This window comes from Nocardia bhagyanarayanae (assembly GCF_006716565.1).
In the GTDB taxonomy this organism is placed as follows: domain Bacteria; phylum Actinomycetota; class Actinomycetes; order Mycobacteriales; family Mycobacteriaceae; genus Nocardia; species Nocardia bhagyanarayanae.
The window spans coordinates 4,534,425-4,549,489 of the sequence record NZ_VFPG01000001.1; the positions used below are offsets into that span (position 1 = coordinate 4,534,425).

At 69.5% G+C, this 15,065-nt stretch carries 14 protein-coding genes; 11 read left to right on the forward strand and 3 right to left on the reverse strand.

Going from position 1 to position 15,065, the window contains the following annotated elements:
- Positions 1 to 73 precede the first annotated feature (73 nt).
- From FB390_RS19545 to FB390_RS19555, 3 genes are all read left to right on the forward strand, one after another.
- Positions 74 to 511, forward strand: coding sequence for a nuclear transport factor 2 family protein (locus tag FB390_RS19545; protein ID WP_141810225.1), 438 nt, complete (start codon positions 74 to 76; stop codon positions 509 to 511).
- A gap of 162 nt (positions 512 to 673) precedes the next feature.
- Positions 674 to 4,330 carry a cobaltochelatase subunit CobN gene (gene cobN, locus FB390_RS19550; protein WP_141810226.1) on the forward strand — a complete coding sequence of 1,219 codons (3,657 nt, stop codon included), beginning with the start codon at positions 674 to 676 and terminating at the stop codon, positions 4,328 to 4,330.
- Between the two features lie 323 nt (positions 4,331 to 4,653).
- Positions 4,654 to 5,163 carry a DUF8020 domain-containing protein gene (locus tag FB390_RS19555; RefSeq protein WP_246124106.1) on the forward strand — a complete coding sequence of 170 codons (510 nt, stop codon included), beginning with the start codon at positions 4,654 to 4,656 and terminating at the stop codon, positions 5,161 to 5,163.
- 563 nt (positions 5,164 to 5,726) lie between these two features.
- On the opposite strand, the gene FB390_RS19560 is transcribed toward FB390_RS19555, so the two are convergent.
- Together FB390_RS19560 and FB390_RS19565 are read right to left on the reverse strand one after the other, a co-directional pair.
- On the reverse strand, positions 5,727 to 6,176 hold the full coding sequence (locus tag FB390_RS19560; protein WP_141810228.1) for an SgcJ/EcaC family oxidoreductase: 450 nt from the start codon (positions 6,174 to 6,176) through the stop codon (positions 5,727 to 5,729).
- A 29-nt stretch (positions 6,177 to 6,205) separates the two neighbouring features.
- A complete protein-coding gene (locus FB390_RS19565) occupies positions 6,206 to 6,856 on the reverse strand; it encodes a TetR/AcrR family transcriptional regulator (RefSeq protein WP_141810229.1) in 651 nt (216 codons plus the stop codon).
- A gap of 107 nt (positions 6,857 to 6,963) precedes the next feature.
- On the opposite strand from FB390_RS19565, the gene FB390_RS19570 reads away from it, so the two are divergent.
- Entirely contained in the window at positions 6,964 to 7,365 is a 402-nt protein-coding gene (locus FB390_RS19570) for a Dabb family protein (RefSeq protein ID WP_141810230.1), read from the forward strand.
- Positions 7,366 to 7,404: 39 nt separating this feature from the next.
- On the opposite strand, the gene FB390_RS19575 is transcribed toward FB390_RS19570, so the two are convergent.
- A complete protein-coding gene (locus tag FB390_RS19575) occupies positions 7,405 to 8,151 on the reverse strand; it encodes an IclR family transcriptional regulator (protein ID WP_141810231.1) in 747 nt (248 codons plus the stop codon).
- A gap of 256 nt (positions 8,152 to 8,407) precedes the next feature.
- On the opposite strand from FB390_RS19575, the gene FB390_RS19580 reads away from it, so the two are divergent.
- From FB390_RS19580 to FB390_RS19610, 7 genes are read left to right on the forward strand one after another with little or no spacing between them, the layout of a single operon-like run.
- The gene (locus FB390_RS19580; RefSeq protein ID WP_141811897.1) at positions 8,408 to 9,445 is read left to right on the forward strand and encodes an NrtA/SsuA/CpmA family ABC transporter substrate-binding protein; all 1,038 of its coding nucleotides are present in this window, start codon (positions 8,408 to 8,410) and stop codon (positions 9,443 to 9,445) included.
- Position 9,446: 1 nt separating this feature from the next.
- Complete coding sequence (locus FB390_RS19585; RefSeq protein WP_141810232.1) at positions 9,447 to 10,295, forward strand: ABC transporter permease; 849 nt, start codon at positions 9,447 to 9,449, stop codon at positions 10,293 to 10,295.
- Positions 10,292 to 11,041 (forward strand): ABC transporter ATP-binding protein, encoded by a 750-nt coding sequence (locus FB390_RS19590; RefSeq protein WP_141810233.1) that lies wholly within the window; start codon positions 10,292 to 10,294, stop codon positions 11,039 to 11,041. The genes FB390_RS19585 and FB390_RS19590 overlap by 4 nt, the downstream gene beginning before the upstream one ends.
- Positions 11,038 to 12,063, forward strand: coding sequence for an ABC transporter substrate-binding protein (locus FB390_RS19595; RefSeq protein WP_141810234.1), 1,026 nt, complete (start codon positions 11,038 to 11,040; stop codon positions 12,061 to 12,063). The genes FB390_RS19590 and FB390_RS19595 overlap by 4 nt, the downstream gene beginning before the upstream one ends.
- Entirely contained in the window at positions 12,060 to 13,160 is a 1,101-nt protein-coding gene (locus tag FB390_RS19600) for an LLM class flavin-dependent oxidoreductase (protein ID WP_141810235.1), read from the forward strand. The genes FB390_RS19595 and FB390_RS19600 overlap by 4 nt, the downstream gene beginning before the upstream one ends.
- Positions 13,157 to 14,326, forward strand: a complete 1,170-nt coding sequence (locus FB390_RS19605) for an LLM class flavin-dependent oxidoreductase (protein WP_141810236.1) — start codon at positions 13,157 to 13,159, stop codon at positions 14,324 to 14,326. The genes FB390_RS19600 and FB390_RS19605 overlap by 4 nt, the downstream gene beginning before the upstream one ends.
- A gap of 13 nt (positions 14,327 to 14,339) precedes the next feature.
- Positions 14,340 to 15,047 carry a class II aldolase/adducin family protein gene (locus FB390_RS19610; RefSeq protein WP_141810237.1) on the forward strand — a complete coding sequence of 236 codons (708 nt, stop codon included), beginning with the start codon at positions 14,340 to 14,342 and terminating at the stop codon, positions 15,045 to 15,047.
- The last annotated feature ends 18 nt before the right edge of the window (positions 15,048 to 15,065 follow it).

The following is a 15,065-nucleotide window of genomic DNA, read 5'->3' on the forward strand; positions in this document are numbered from 1 at the left end:
CTCGGCGCGAACCCATGCGCGGCGCCGGAGTTCGCCGAGCGCCGAGACCCGCTCCATCGATAGGGTGGCGGACATGACCGATTTCTCCGATGTCGCAGATCGTTCGGCGATCATCGACCTTGCCACCCGCCTGTTCGTCTACTGCGACCAGAAGCGCTGGGACGACCTGCTCGACGTGTTCGCCCCGACGGTCGATTTCGACGGCGGCTTCGGCGAACCGGCCACCCTGCGCCCGGCCGCGGACATCGTCGCCGACTGGCGCGCGGGGCTCGGCGACCTCGACGCGGTCCACCACCAGGCGGGCAACTACCTGATCGATCGCGACGGCGACACGGCCGACGTGCACGCGGACTCCATCGCGGTGCACGTGAAGAACGACGCGGCCAACGGCAAGACCCGCACCTTCGTCGGCAGCTACGACCTCGGCGTCGAGCGCACCCCGGCGGGCTGGCGCATCAGCCGGTTCCACTATCTGCTCAAGGTCGTGGACGGCAACGCCGACCTGACCTGAACCGGGGGTGCGACGGGCCACATCCCGCCGGGTAGCATCGGCGTGCTCGGCGGGCGTCGAGGAAACCGGTGCAATTCCGGTGCGGTCGCGCCACTGTGAACAGCCAGACCCTCTCCGGCGAGCACCACACCCGATGGGCGCGTCACCCGAGGAAGGTCACCCGTGATCCTGCTGCTGTCCACGTCCGACACCGATCTGCTCAGCGCGCGCGCCAGCGGCGCGGACTACCGGCTCGGCAACCCCGCCCGCCTGCTGGTCGACGACCTGCCCGGGCTGCTGGACGGGGCCGATCTCGTCGTCGTCCGCATCCTCGGCGGCAAGCGCGCCTGGGAGGACGGGCTCGCCGCGCTCCGCGACAGCGGTGTGCCGATGGTCGCGCTCGGCGGCGAGATCGCGCCGGACGCCGAGCTCATGGAATGTTCGACGGTGCCCGGCGGCGTCGCGGCCGACGCGCACAACTACCTGGCCGCGGGCGGTCCGGAGAACCTGCGGCAGCTGCACAACTTCCTGTCCGACACGGTCCTGCTCACCGGCCACGGCTTCGCGCCGCCGGTGCAGCTGCCCAGCTGGGGCGAGCTCGAGCGCGACGCCCGCCATCCGGCGCCCGTCGCGGGCGTTCCGACCGTCGCGGTGATCTACTACCGCGCCCAGCATCTCGCGGGCAACACCGGCTACGTCGACGCACTGTGCACGGCGATCGAGGACGCGGGCGCGCGACCGCTGCCGCTGTACTGCGCCTCGCTGCGCACTGCCGAACCCGAGCTGTTGAACACGCTGCGCCAGGCCGACGCACTCGTCGTCACCGTGCTCGCCGCGGGCGGCACCAAGCCCGCCACCGCGTCGGCGGGTGGCGACGACGAAGCGTGGGACGTCGGCGCACTCGCCGAACTGGACGTGCCGATCCTGCAGGGTCTGTGCCTGACCAGCGGCCGCGCCCAGTGGGAGGACAACGACGACGGCCTCTCGCCGCTGGACGTGGCGACCCAGGTGGCGGTGCCGGAGTTCGACGGCCGCATCATCACGGTGCCGTTCTCGTTCAAGGAGTTCGACGCCGACGGCCTGTCCACCTACGTCCCCGATCCGGAGCGGGCCGCCCGGGTCGCGGGCATCGCGACGCGCTACGCACGGCTGCGTCACATCCCGGCCGCCGAGAAGCGACTGGCCGTGATGCTGTCCGCCTATCCGACCAAGCACGCCCGCATCGGCAACGCCGTCGGCCTGGACACGCCCGCAAGCGCCATTCGGCTGCTCACCGAATTGCGCGCCGCCGGTTACGATCTCGGCGACTCCGGCGAGGTTCCCGGCCTGGACCAGCGGGACGGCGACGCCCTGATCCACGCGCTCATCGCGGCGGGCGGCCAGGATCCGGACTGGCTGACCGCCGAACAGTTGGAGGGCAACCCGATCCGCATCGGCGCCGCCACCTACACCGCGTGGTTCGACACCCTCCCGGAAGACCTGCGCGCAGCCGTCGTCGAGGCGTGGGGTCCGCCGCCCGGCGAGCTGTACGTCGACCGCTCGGCCGACCCGAAGGGCGAGATCGTCATCGCGGCACTGCGTTTCGGCAACGTGGTGCTGATGGTGCAGCCGCCGCGCGGCTTCGGCGAGAATCCCGTCGCCATCTACCACGACCCCGATCTGCCGCCCAGCCACCACTATCTGGCCGCCTACCGCTGGCTGGCCGCGCCGGAGACGGCGGGCGGTTTCGGCGCCGACGCCATGGTGCATCTCGGCAAGCACGGCAATCTGGAGTGGCTGCCGGGCAAGACGCTCGGCATGTCGGCCTCGTGCGGCACCGACGCGGCGCTGGGCGACCTGCCGCTGATCTACCCGTTCCTCGTCAACGATCCCGGCGAGGGCACCCAGGCCAAGCGCCGCGCGCACGCCACCCTGGTCGATCACCTGATCCCGCCGATGGCGCGGGCCGAAAGCTACGGCGACATCTCGCGATTGGAGCAACTGCTCGACGAGCACGCCAACATCTCCGCGCTCGACCCGGCCAAGCTGCCCGCCATCCGCCAGCAGATCTGGACGCTGATGCGCGCGGCCAAGATGGACCACGACCTGGGACTCACCGAACGCCCGGACGAGGAGTCCTTCGACGACATGCTGCTGCACGTCGACGGCTGGCTCTGTGAGATCAAGGACGTGCAGATCCGCGACGGACTGCACGTCCTCGGCCAAGCGCCCGTGGGCGACGGCGAACTCGATCTGGTGCTCGCGATGCTGCGCGCCCGGCAGCTGTGGGGCGGCGAGGTGTCGGTGCCGGGACTGCGAGAGGCATTGGGGCTGAACGAGTCCGGCGGCGAGGCGCGTGAGCGGGTCGACGTGATCGAGGGCCGGGCGCGCGAGCTGCTCGGCGCGCTGCAGGCCGCCGACTGGTCGGTGGACGCGATCGACGGGCTGGTCGCGGAATTCGCCGACACCCTCGTGCCCTCCGGCGCGGCGGCCGTCGGCGGCGCGGAACCCGGCACGGCCGGCGCGGTGCGGGCCGTCTTGCGTTTCGCCGCTACCGAAGTGGTGCCGCGCCTGCGCCAGACCGGCGTCGAGATCGAGCGGGTGCTGCACGCGCTCGACGGCGGGTTCGTCCCGGCGGGCCCGAGCGGTTCGCCGCTGCGCGGCCTGATCAACGTCCTGCCGACCGGCCGCAACTTCTACTCGGTCGACCCGAAGGCGGTGCCGTCGCGGCTGGCCTGGGAGACCGGTCAGGCGATGGCCGAGTCGCTGGTCGAGCGGTATCGCGCCGACCACGGCGAATACCCCCGCTCGGTGGGCCTTTCGGTGTGGGGCACCTCGGCGATGCGCACCTCCGGCGACGACATCGCTGAGGTCCTCGCGCTGCTCGGAGTGCGGCCGGTGTGGGACGAGGCCAGCCGCCGCGTCACCACACTCGAGGTGATTCCGCTGGGCGAACTCGGCAGGCCGCGCATCGACGTGACGGTGCGCATCAGCGGTTTCTTCCGCGACGCCTTCCCGCACGTGCTCGCACTGCTCGACGACGCGGTCCGGCTGGTGGCCGAGCTGGACGAGCCCGCGGAGTCGAATTACGTTCGCGCGCACGTGGAATCTGATCTGGCCGAGCACGGCGACGCCCGCCGCGCCACCACCCGCATCTTCGGCTCCAAGCCGGGCACCTACGGCGCCGGTCTGCTCCAGCTCATCGATTCCAAGAGCTGGCGCACCGACGACGATCTCGCTCAGGTCTACACCGCGTGGGGCGGTTACGCCTACGGCCGTGATCTCGACGGCGCGCCGGCCGCCGACGACATGCGCTCGGCCTACCGCCGAATCGCGGTGGCGGCCAAGAACACCGACACCCGCGAACACGACATCGCCGACTCCGACGACTACTTCCAGTACCACGGCGGCATGGTCGCCACCGTACGCGCGCTCACCGGCAAGAATCCGGAGGCCTACATCGGCGACAGCACCCGGCCCGACGCGGTGCGCACCAGGACCCTTTCCGAGGAGACCTCTCGCGTGTTCCGCGCACGCGTGGTGAACCCGCGCTGGCTGGAGGCGATGCGCAGGCACGGCTACAAGGGCGCGTTCGAGATGGCCGCCACCGTGGACTACCTGTTCGGCTATGACGCCACCACCGACGTGGTCGCCGACTGGATGTACGAGAAGCTCACCGAGAGTTACGTTTTCGACGACGTGAACCGCAAGTTCATGGAGCAGTCCAACCCGTGGGCGCTGCACGGCATCACCGAACGGCTGCTGGAGGCGGCCGAGCGCGGCATGTGGTCCGCCCCCGAGGCCGAGACGCTGGATCGGTTGCGCCAGGTGTATCTGGAGACCGAAGGGGAACTCGAGTAGTAGCCGGCGCGCGGGCGGACCCGGTCGTGCTACGGGTCCGCCCGGTCCGCAATTCCATTGGTACGCCTCCGCAAAACGACGCCTCGGTTTTTGTTGCGCCGCATGTTGTTTCGTTTCACATGATTGTCGGATGCGCCCGCGCGAATACACCGGCCGGTAATGGCAACCCCCCAATTCCTGGGCCGATTCGCTGATCTTGCAACGTGATTCGGTTTCGCCATTCTGTCGACATCGAGAGTGCGGAAGGCGCATCATATCGATGTCCTGAAAGCCGATTCTCGGGGCACACACTATTCGGATCGGCCGGATGATGGGAATTCATCATGATCAAAAAGTTGATAGCGGCCGCGGTGCTGACCGTTGCCGCGACCACCGGAATCGCCACCGCGACCGCCACCGGGTCGCCGGGCGGCGTGGTGGCGGGGGTGGACCGTGGTGTCGAGTACACCGCTTCGGTGGCGCCGGACCGCTCGGGAGCGACGCTCACCTTGGCGTCCGGGACCTTCGAGGTCGCGCCGGACGCGGTGCTCGTGCACGCGCCCGACGGCACGGTGATCGGCAGCGTGCCGACCACCCTGCACTCCGTGACGGGTCAGCTGGTGCGCGTCGCGCCGGTAATCGACGCGAGCGCAACGGAATTGACGCTGACTCCGGTAAGTGCTCCGGCGCAGCCGGAACTGGCGTTCATCGGCGATGCGGGAACGACGATCGCCGGTATCGCGATCGGCTGTGTGATCGGCGCATTGATCGGCGCGATCTTCTTCATCCTCCCGGCCATTCCCGGCTGCATCATCGGAGCGGTGATCGGCGGGATCATCGGCGCGAACGCCTGAGGCGAGCAATCGAGGGGTGAACACACCCCGCGAACAACCGCGGCCCGTCCGGAAAACAACCGGACGGGCCGCACTCGTGCGCCGAGAAATTCCGGACACAGCGCATTTCAATTTTTTCCGAATTGCGATCTCTCGGATTTTTCGCGTGCGCACTCGTGCGCGACGACGGTTCGACGGGCGTGCGAACTGCGGGGTGCCGGATGTGCGGTCGCCGCTGCGGCGGGCCGTCTGCCATGGGTTCGCGCGGTTCCCGTTTCCGGGTTCCAGCGGCGCGGTGAGCAGGGAAAATACTCCGAAATTGAGGGTCTCCAGGTATTGACTAGCGGCGAAAACCGAGGACACTAGTCTGTACACCGGAACACCGGAGAGTGCCACACGATCGGCGGAGACGTCCAAAGAAAGTACTGGTAACTCTTCCAAGATCCGGCTAGGCCCCCGGCAAGCCAGTCGAAGACCAGGGTTATCAGCGACGACTGAAACCCAAGGATTCGATGGAGACTACCGGGGACTGTTCTGTTCGGGGGTAGTTCTTCCTTTGTGGCCGTCCGACCTGCGGCGACGCCTCAATTGGCCTTCGGAACGAGCGTGTTGTGCCGCGCCGCCGTCCACCAGCGCCCGTTCTCCTTCACCAGGACGTACAGCGCGACCATCGCCGGATCCACATCGATGAGATCGCCCTCCGCGGTGATCGCCCGCGCCGCCTTGTGCGCGACGGCCACATCCGGCCGCAGGAAGACGATGTCGGTCACCTCGTACCGCGCGTACTCGTCCTTCAGGAAACCCGCCAGTCCCTTGCGGCCCGCCTCCAGCAGCGCCTCCCGGCCGGTGATCACCATGCCCACCGCGTTCCCCGCCGATGCGTTGGCCGTGAAGCCGCTGACCATCAGCTCCGCGTCCTTGTTGTTGAAGCCTTCCTCCACGTCGGCCACCAACCGCTTGATCGCTGCGATGTCCTCGGTGTGGTCCACGGTCGTGTCCTCGACCACCGGCGCTTCGTTCGTCGTTGTATCCATGGCCGTCAGCTTGGTACCTGAACAAAGGTTCAGGTCAAGTCCGGCGCGCCGACCGGGGTCGCGTAGGCGCGGACGAAGGTGTCGACCGCACTGTCGGCGAGCGCGCGCAGTTCGGCGGCGGGGACTTTTCGCGCGCCGAGACGGGAGCGCGATTCCAAGGGGCCGGTCAGGAGTGCGAGGAACTGTTCGGCGGCCCCCGCCGGATCGGTGGTGCGGAGGCGTCCGGCCAGCATGAGGCGGGCGAAGCGATCACCGAGCGCCTCGGCCACCCGGCGGGAGGTCCGGCTCTGAACGGAGTCGACCAGGTCGGGAAACGCGGCGAGTTGCGCGTAGGTCAGCGAACGGAGAGCTCTGGCGTGCTCGCTCGCGCACACGCGCAACAGGCGGCGTGCCGAATCGGTCAGCGCGGCAGGCAGATCCGCGCCCGGATCACGCAAACGCTCGATGGCGTCCAGGCACTGCGCGCCGACCGCGTCGGCGGCGGCTTCGACGGCCTCGCGGAAGAGTGTCTCCTTGTCGGTGAGGTGGTTGTAGACGGTGGGCTTGGCGACATCGGCCTCGTCGGCGATCTCCTGCACACAGGCCTGGTTGTAGCCGCGGCGCGCGAAAACCGTGAAGGCCGCGTCCAGAATTGCCTCGCGCTTGTCGATCCGGCCGCGCCCGGCCTTGGCTTGCGTCACCCTCGAAGCCTATCGCGACCAGTTCGATGAACCCATCGGTTCAGGTCTTGTGTTCTTACCCATTGGGTCACTAGTTTGAACTAGCCAGTTCAAACTAGGAGGTTGTTGTGATCGTTCACCTGCTGCGTTTCGCCTTCCGCGACGAAACGTCCGAAGAGCAGAAGGCTGAAGTTCTCGCCGCGATGCGACGCACGGCGGCGGTGGAATCGGTGTCGTTCGGGGCAGTGGGGCAGCACCTCGGTGACCCGGCGGCGGGGTATACGCACGGCTATTGCGTGGGCATCGCCGACCTCGCGGCGCTGGAGCGCTACATGCACGACCCGGTGCACCTGGCGGGGGATCCCGGCATCATCCCGCACCTGGCGAAGCTCGCCATCGGCCCGGATGTGTCCGACGATATGGACCCGGAACTCGGAGCCAAGATCATGGCCATGCACGAACGCAAGCTCGAGATGTACCCGGACTGGGCTCGCCTGATGGAGACGATCCCGGAAGTGCGCGTCGCCTGACTGCCCGCGCGGGCCGAACCATTCGGTCCCGAAAACTGTTCAGGGCGTGGCGAATTTGGCCGCGATCTCCTGCGCGGTGACCTTCGCGAGCTCGACGAAGAACGGCACCCGTTCCGGGATCATGAGCGTCGTCGGGCCGCGGAGGCCGAGCGCGAAGCGGCAGCCGCCGTCGCGGTCGAGGATCGGCAGGCCGATGGTGCGGAAGCCGGGGTCGAGTTCCTCGTCGTTGTAGGCGTAGCCGCGGTCCCGGGTGCGGGTCAGCTCGGCGCGCAGTTCGGCGGGGTTCGAGACGGACCGTTCGGTGCCCTCTTCGTAAGGAAGCCCGCGCAATTCGTCGTCGGTGACCGCCGACCATGCCAGCAGCGCCTTGCCGAGCGCGCTCGCGTGCAGCGGTAGTCGCACGCCCTGTAGCCGGTGGCCCTCGGACTCCCGCCACCGGCTGGTGCCGAGCAGCACCGCGTGGATGTCGTGGCGGGTGGCGACCGAGGCGCTGGCGCCGGTGGTGTTGGCGAGCTGCTCGAGATGCGGCTCGGCCAAGTAGATCCGGTGCTGGCGGTAGGCGATCTGCCCGTATTCGGCGAGCGCGCGGCCCATCCGGTAGCGGCTGGATTCCGCGTCCTTCTCCAGGAATCCAGCCTGCACGAGTGCGGTGAGCAGCCGGTGCGTCGTGCTGACCGCCAGCCCCTGGGTGCGCGCCACCTCCGAGACCCCGCGCTCCTCGCCGCCGCGGAAGCAGTCCAGTACGGACAGGGCGCGCGTGACGGTCTGTACACCGGAGGGTTCCACCAGGCGACGGTAGCACAGCGGACTTGTGGATAACCGCTGATCTTTCCGATATATGGAAAAGAAGACCTAGAGGTCTGACTGCTGAACCCTCGATGGTGCCCGAACAAGCGGACCCTCTCGTCATTTCGGGGTGATGCCCATCGCGGCCCCGTTGTCAAGCTTTCCGATCCCTGGAAAGGATTACCTCGTCGCGAATCGCGCCACTCCCTACTCTGCGAGTGCAGTGATCGACACTTTCGAACAGGAGTCACCCACGATGTCCCGCAGGCGCGCCCTCTTGCGTATCGCATTCGCGATCGCCCCCGTCGTCGCTCTCGTCGCGGCGTGTGGCTCCGACTCCGGCACCGACGCGGGGTCCGGCGCGTCCTACGTGCTGAAGGTCACCGACCCCGGCAACTCCGGCCCGCTGGCGGTCGGCAAGCGCGACGGCACCTTCGACGCCGCGCTGGCTCCGCTGGGCGCGAAGATCGAATGGGTCGGCACCACACCGGGATTCAGCTCCAACTTGAAGCTGTTCAACACCAAGGAGCTGGATGTGTCCGGCGCCGCCTTCAGCCCCGTCGTCGGCGCGCTGTCCAAGGACGTCGGCGTGCGCATCGTGGCGGTGCAGGACCCGGCGGGCAAGGATCAGAGCGGCATCATCGCCGCCCCGGGTTCGGGCATTCGGTCGGTGCAGGATCTGGTAGGCAAGCGCGTCGCGGTCAATCCCGCGGGCAAGGGCGAGTACATCCTGCTGCGGGCACTGGCCCTGGCGGGCGTCCCCGCCGACAAGGTGACCCGGGTGCCCTTGCAGCAGAAGGAGGCCGCGTCGGCCTTCGCCACCGGCAAAGTCGACGCTTGGGCCTCGTTCCTGATCCCGTATCAGGAGGCCAAGGCGAACGGCGGCATCGAGATCGCCACCGAGCAGAGCATCGGCTCCAAGGACAACTCGGTGGTCGTCTTCCGCACCGAGGTGCTCGAGGAGCGCCCCGACATCGCGGCGAAGTACCTCGAAGTGCTGCAGGAGCTGACCGCGCGGCAGCGCGCCAATCCCGCCGAGTTCGAGAACGTCTTCGAGCAGACCGGCCCGCGGGCGCTCTCGGGCCAGCGGCTGGCGGACGCGTTGCGCGTCGGCGGTGAGGTCACCGTCCCACATCTGCCGAACGAAGCCGACGCCGCGGCACTGGCCGACGTGGTCGACGTCTTCGCGGGCAACGGCGTGATCAGCCGCAGGATCACCGCGGCCGACATCTTCTACGACCTGAAGTCGAAGCTGACCCCGGACCAGCTGGCGGCCGTGCGGGCGGGCAGCTGAGATGGCCTTGCTCACCCCGACCCTCGCCGCGCCGGCGCCCGCCTCGGCGCTGACCGCGCCCCGCGGCCGCGTCGAAAGGCGCAGACCCACCTGGGTTTCGGTGCCACTGCGGTTCTTGGTCCCCGCGCTCATCGTCGCGGCATGGTGGCTCGGCTCGGCGTCCGGTGCGATCTCCGAACGGGTGATCGCCGGACCGCCCGCGGTATGGACCGCCTTCACCGAGCTGCTGTCGACCGGACAGCTGGTCGATTTCGCCGTGGCCTCGTTCGTCCGTGCCGCGCTCGGTGTCGCCCTCGGCGTCTCGGTCGGCCTGGTGCTCGGCTTGCTGTCCGGGCTCTCGGCGCTCGGCGAGGAACTGGTCGACTCGACCATGCAGATCCTGCGCGCCGTGCCGTTCCTCGCGCTGGTTCCGCTGTTCATCGCCTGGTTCGGCATCGACGAGCTGTACAAGGTGCTGCTCATCGCCATCGCGACGGTGGCGCCGATGTACGCGTACACCTACCTGGGCGTGCGCAACGTGGACCGCAAGATGGTCGAGGCAGCACGCGGTTTCGGGCTCACCGGTCCGCGGCTGGTGCTCGAGGTGGTACTGCCGTCGGCGCTGCCCGGCGTGTTGATGGCGCTGCGGGTCTGCCTGTCGATCAGCATCACCGGCCTGATCGCGGCCGAACAGGTGGGGACACGCGAGGGCGTCGGCTACCTGGTGACGCTGGCGCAGGAATACAACCGCACCGACTACATGGTGCTGTGCGTCGTGCTCTACGCGCTGCTCGGGCTGATCTTCGACGGCATCGTGCGGATCGTAGAGCGGTTCGCGATGCCGTGGCGCAAGCAGGTGGCGATCCGATGAGCGACCGAATCATGAGCGATCCGATCGCGGTGTCGATCAGCGGTCTGCGAAAGTCGTTCGGTGACAAGGTCGTTCTCGACGGCGTCGACCTGACCATCCGCCGCGGCGAGTTCGTGGTGCTGCTCGGGCCGAGCGGCACCGGGAAGACCACGCTGCTGCGCCTGCTCACCGGACTCGAGATCCCCGACGCGGGTGAGGTGCTGGTGCCGGGCCGCCGGACCACGGTGTACCAGGAGCCGCGGCTGATCCCGTCGAAGCGGGTGCTGGCCAACGTGATCGTCGGCCAGCGCCGCACCAGGCAGAACCGCGAGGCGGGGCTGCGCGCCCTCGCCGAGGTGCACCTGGACGGCAAGGCCGGGCAGTGGCCCGCCACCCTCTCCGGTGGCGAAGCACAGCGCGCCGCACTGGCCAGGGCCCTGGTGCGGGAACCGGAACTGCTGCTGCTCGACGAGCCGTTCGCCGCCCTCGACGCGCTGACCCGCTTGCAGATGCAGGACTTGGTCGGCGACCTGGTGGCCGAGCATCGGCCCGCGGTGCTGATGGTGACCCACGACGTCGACGAGGCGATCCGGCTCGCCGACCGCGTCCTCATCCTGAACAACGGCCGCTTCGCGGTCGACACCGACATCGACCTGCCGCGCCCGCGCGAGCGCTCGGATCCCGAAACCCTGCGTTATCAAAGCGAATTCCTCACCGAGCTCGGCGTCGGCGGCGCCGGCCGCCGCCCCATCAGGAGTGCCTCATGACCGAAACCCTCTGGTACACCCGCTGCCCCGTGCCCACCGCGAGCGGGCTCGCGCACAGTCTCGGCTGGCTCGGGGAGACCGCCGCCGCGGCGGGCCTGGAGTTCGGCGTCCTCCAGGACGCCGGACCCGAACTCGCGGGCCACCACTTCCAGCACGACCTGTCCGGGCTGGTGCGCGAAGGCGGCAATGTGCCCGCGATCGCGGCGCGCGCCGGCGGCTCGCCCACCCGGCTGATCGGCCTGACCTGGATCGATGAGGCGCAGGCCGTTCTCGTCGGACCCGACTCGACCGTCGCCGGTCCGGCCGGGCTGGCCGGTCTGCGGGTCGGCATCCCCGCCTGGGCCGCCGATCAGCCGCGCAGCTTTCCCCGTGCCATGGCGCTGCACGGCTTCGCCAGCGCCCTGCGACTCGCCGGACTGAGCCTCGCCGATGTCACCGTCGTCGAACTCGGTGTCGAACGTGATCCGCAGGTGCGCGCCGCGATTCAGGCCGAGCGGCGCGGTACCACGTGGGGCGTCGAGGAGCTGCTGCGCGGCGAGGTGGACGCCATCTACGTCAAGGGCGCGAGGGCGCAAGAGGTCGCACGAGAGCACGGATTGCGCGTCGCGGTGGACCTGGACGCCACCGAGAGCAAGCGGCTGCGTGTCAACAACGGCACTCCTCGGCCCATCACGGTGCACGCGGACCTGCTCGAGTCGCGCCCCGAGGTGGTCGTCGGATTCCTGGCGCAGAGCCTGCGCGCTGCCGAGTGGGCCAAGGACAACTTGGACGGCGTCCGCGCGGTACTGCAGCGAGAAACGCTGTCCGGACCCGACGGGGTCGTCGCGGCCTACGGCGCCGACTTCCACAAGGACCTGCACCCGTCGCTGTCGGACGAACGCGTCGAATTGCTCGGTATCCAAAAGCAGTTCCTCTACACCCACGGATTCCTCGCCGCCGATTTCGACCTCGAGTCGTGGGTGGCCAGGGAGCCGTTGCAGCGGGCACGCGAGCTCGTCGCCGCCGAGCGGGCGGCCGCATGACCGAGTTCCTGTGGCGGCTGCCGACCCGCGGCGACGGCCGGCGCGCGCTGCCCGAACTGCGCAATCGCGGCGGCTTCGCCGGTCCGCCGCCGTCCACCCCCGCGACCGACGTGCGGCCCGGCCGCTACGGCCCGTTCGACGACCTGGCCCAGATCGTGCACGCCGCCGAACTCGCCGGACTGGACGGGGTGCTCGCGCCCTACGATCCGCTCGGCGAGGAGTCCTGGATCGTCGCGGCGGGCGCGTTGCGCGCCACCAGGTACGCCACGGTCGTCGTCGAATTCCAGCCGGCCTTCGGCACTCCCGTCTACGCCGCGAAGATGTCGGCGACGCTGCAACGCCTTTCGCGCGGCAGGCTCGCGTGGCGGATCGCCGTGGACACCGACGCGGCCGATGCCACGGCGCGGGGTGACGGCGTGACCGGCGACGAGCGGTACGCCCGAGCGGCGGAGTTCCTGACCGTGGCACGCGGCGCCTGGAACGAGAACACGGTGCCGGGCGCCGGATTCGCGGGCACCGGATTCGAGTTCGACGGCGCGTACTACGACGTGATCGACGGCGGATTCCGCGGCATCCTGTCCGGCCTGCCGTTCCCGGCGGTTCACCTGTCCGGCACCTCCGCGGCGGCGCTGGAGCTCTCGGCCCGCCACGGCGACGTGCACGTTTTCGCGGAAACGCCCGACGGTCCCGCCACCGCGATCGCGGACCTGCGCGCCCGCGCGGCGGCCGCGGGCCGGAGGGTGCGGATCGGCGTGGAGATTCCGGTGATCGCCAGGGAGTCCGAGGACGAGGCGTGGGCCAGGGTGCGGCGGCAATGGGCCGAGACCGGCCGTGCCGCCGACGAGGCGACGGCGCTGAACCTCGGCGACGGACGGTGGGCGGGCTTCGGCGCGTTCGGTTATCCGCAGCCGATCGGCCTCGTCGGCAGCTACGAACAGGTGGCACGGCAGCTGTCCACCTACATCGCCGTCGGCGTGGACACCGTCGTGCTCGCCGGGCACCCGCACATCGAGGAACTGCACCGCGCGGGCGAGCACTTGCTGCACCTCGCCGATCCGGCCGGACGCACGCTCGCCGCCCAGGAGGTCACGGCATGACCATCGATGTCTATTGGCGCATCGGCATGGAAGGCGATCATGCCTCCTTGCGCACACCACGCCGCTACAACCGCGGCCACGCCAACGGTTACGGCCCGGGCAATATCGCCCCTGCCGTGCGCCACGGCGAACTCGACGACTACGGCTACATCGACCACATGGCCGCGGTGGCCCGCGCTTCGGAATCGGCGGGCTTCCTCGGCGGGCTGCTGCCCTCGTTCCCGGTGACCGACGATCCGTGGGCGGTGTCGGCGGCGCTGGCCCGTGAGACCACCACCTACCGGTTCATGGTGGCTTTCCAGCCCGGCTTCCTGCATCCGGTGCAGGCGGCCAGGATGTCGGCGAGCCTGCAACGAGCCACCGGCGGGCGACTGGTCTACAACATCATCAGTGGCGGTGGCGGTCCCGCTCAGCTGTGGTGGGGTGACAAGGTCGCCCACGACGATCGCTACGCGCGCACCAGCGAATTCCTCGACGTGTTGCGCGGAGTGTGGGACGGCGAGCCCTACGACCACGACGGCCGGTTCTTCCGCACGGCGGGTGCGGCGCTGCCGCCCGGTCTGGCCGGGCAGCCGTTCCCCGAGGTCTACTTCTCCGGATCCTCCGGCGCCGCGGTGCAGGCCGCGGGCCGTCACGCCGATTACTACCTGTCCTGGCTCGAGCCCTTCGCGGACTTGCGGGCCAAGTTCGAAGGCGTCCGTGCGCATGCCGAAAAGCTCGGGCGGGTACCGAAATTCGCGGTCCGCATCGATATCGTCGCCCGGAACACCGAGGAGGCGGCCTGGGCCGAGATCGAGCGGGGCTGGGCATTCGTCGACCGCGCGGCGGCAGATCGGGCGGCGCAGGGCGACTCGGTCGGCGCGGCCCGGATCGCCGGCTGGGTGCCCGAAACCATCACCGGCTACCGCGATCTGGAGGTGCAGCCGAACGTGTGGTGCGGCTTCAGCCTGATCCGGGGCGGTCCCGCGTTCGGTCTGGTCGGCAGCTACGAGCAGGTGGCCGAGCGCCTCGACCAGCTCGTCGAGCTCGGCGTCGACGCCTTCATCCTCGCGGGCAACCCGCATCTCGAAGAGGCCTACCGGGTCGGCGAGGAGGTGCTGCCGCGGTTCGGCCGTTCCCGGCTCACCGCACCCGCCCCGGCCGCCTCGCTCACCGTCGTCCGATAACACAGGAGAAACCATGACCACCACCGAGACTCGGCTGTCCGAGACCGTCACCGAGTTCGTCGCCGCCGCGACCAGGGACGCCGAGAAGGCGTTCCGCGTCTTCCGCGAGACCGGCACCGTCACCGGCAACGGCACCGTCAACTTCGTGGAGCGGGTGCCGGGCGAGGAGATCGCCGTCGCGCTCAACGAACCCGGCCCCTGGGCCGACGACCGCGCCGTCGCGCCGGTCGTGGCCACTTTCGACGGCGAGGTGCTCAGCGGCACCGGATCCGCGGGATTTGTCACCGGCTACGCGAAGGTCTTCCGCGAGCACCCGGAGATCACGTCCGTGGTGCACATCCACACCCCGTGGCTCGGCGGCTGGGCCCAGACCCACCGCACACTGCCGATCCGCTACGCGGCCTCGCAGCGGCTGACCCTCTCGCGCGAGATCCCGCCGCACATCGACCGGAGCATCGGCGCGGGCGAGTTCATCCTGCGACGTCTCGTCGACGACCCGCACCTGGTCGCGATCTTCGAGGCCAACGGCGGCGCCAATGTCATCGGCCGCGCCGGTCTGCTCGAGCTGGCCAAGTTCGTCGTGCTGCTGGAGGAGGGCGCGCAGTACCAGGCGATCGCCGAAACGCTCGGCGGCTCCGTCGAATTCGATCCGTCCAATCTCGCCGTGCAGTGGGGTCGCAGCGGACTGGCCGACGAGGCCCGCCGCCGCGGCCTGATCTGACCGTCCCCGACCAGGAGT

Bases quoted from the DNA above. Each gene is read 5' to 3' on its own strand.
- FB390_RS19545 (WP_141810225.1), top strand. From the start codon at position 74: ATGACCGATTTCTCCGATGTCGCAGATCGTTCGGCGATCATCGACCTT.
- FB390_RS19555 (WP_246124106.1), top strand. From the start codon at position 4,654: ATGATCAAAAAGTTGATAGCGGCCGCGGTGCTGACCGTTGCCGCGACC.
- FB390_RS19560 (WP_141810228.1), bottom strand. From the start codon at position 6,176: ATGGATACAACGACGAACGAAGCGCCGGTGGTCGAGGACACGACCGTG.
- FB390_RS19580 (WP_141811897.1), top strand. From the start codon at position 8,408: ATGTCCCGCAGGCGCGCCCTCTTGCGTATCGCATTCGCGATCGCCCCC.
- FB390_RS19585 (WP_141810232.1), top strand. From the start codon at position 9,447: ATGGCCTTGCTCACCCCGACCCTCGCCGCGCCGGCGCCCGCCTCGGCG.
- FB390_RS19590 (WP_141810233.1), top strand. From the start codon at position 10,292: ATGAGCGACCGAATCATGAGCGATCCGATCGCGGTGTCGATCAGCGGT.
- FB390_RS19595 (WP_141810234.1), top strand. From the start codon at position 11,038: ATGACCGAAACCCTCTGGTACACCCGCTGCCCCGTGCCCACCGCGAGC.
- FB390_RS19600 (WP_141810235.1), top strand. From the start codon at position 12,060: ATGACCGAGTTCCTGTGGCGGCTGCCGACCCGCGGCGACGGCCGGCGC.
- FB390_RS19605 (WP_141810236.1), top strand. From the start codon at position 13,157: ATGACCATCGATGTCTATTGGCGCATCGGCATGGAAGGCGATCATGCC.
- FB390_RS19610 (WP_141810237.1), top strand. From the start codon at position 14,340: ATGACCACCACCGAGACTCGGCTGTCCGAGACCGTCACCGAGTTCGTC.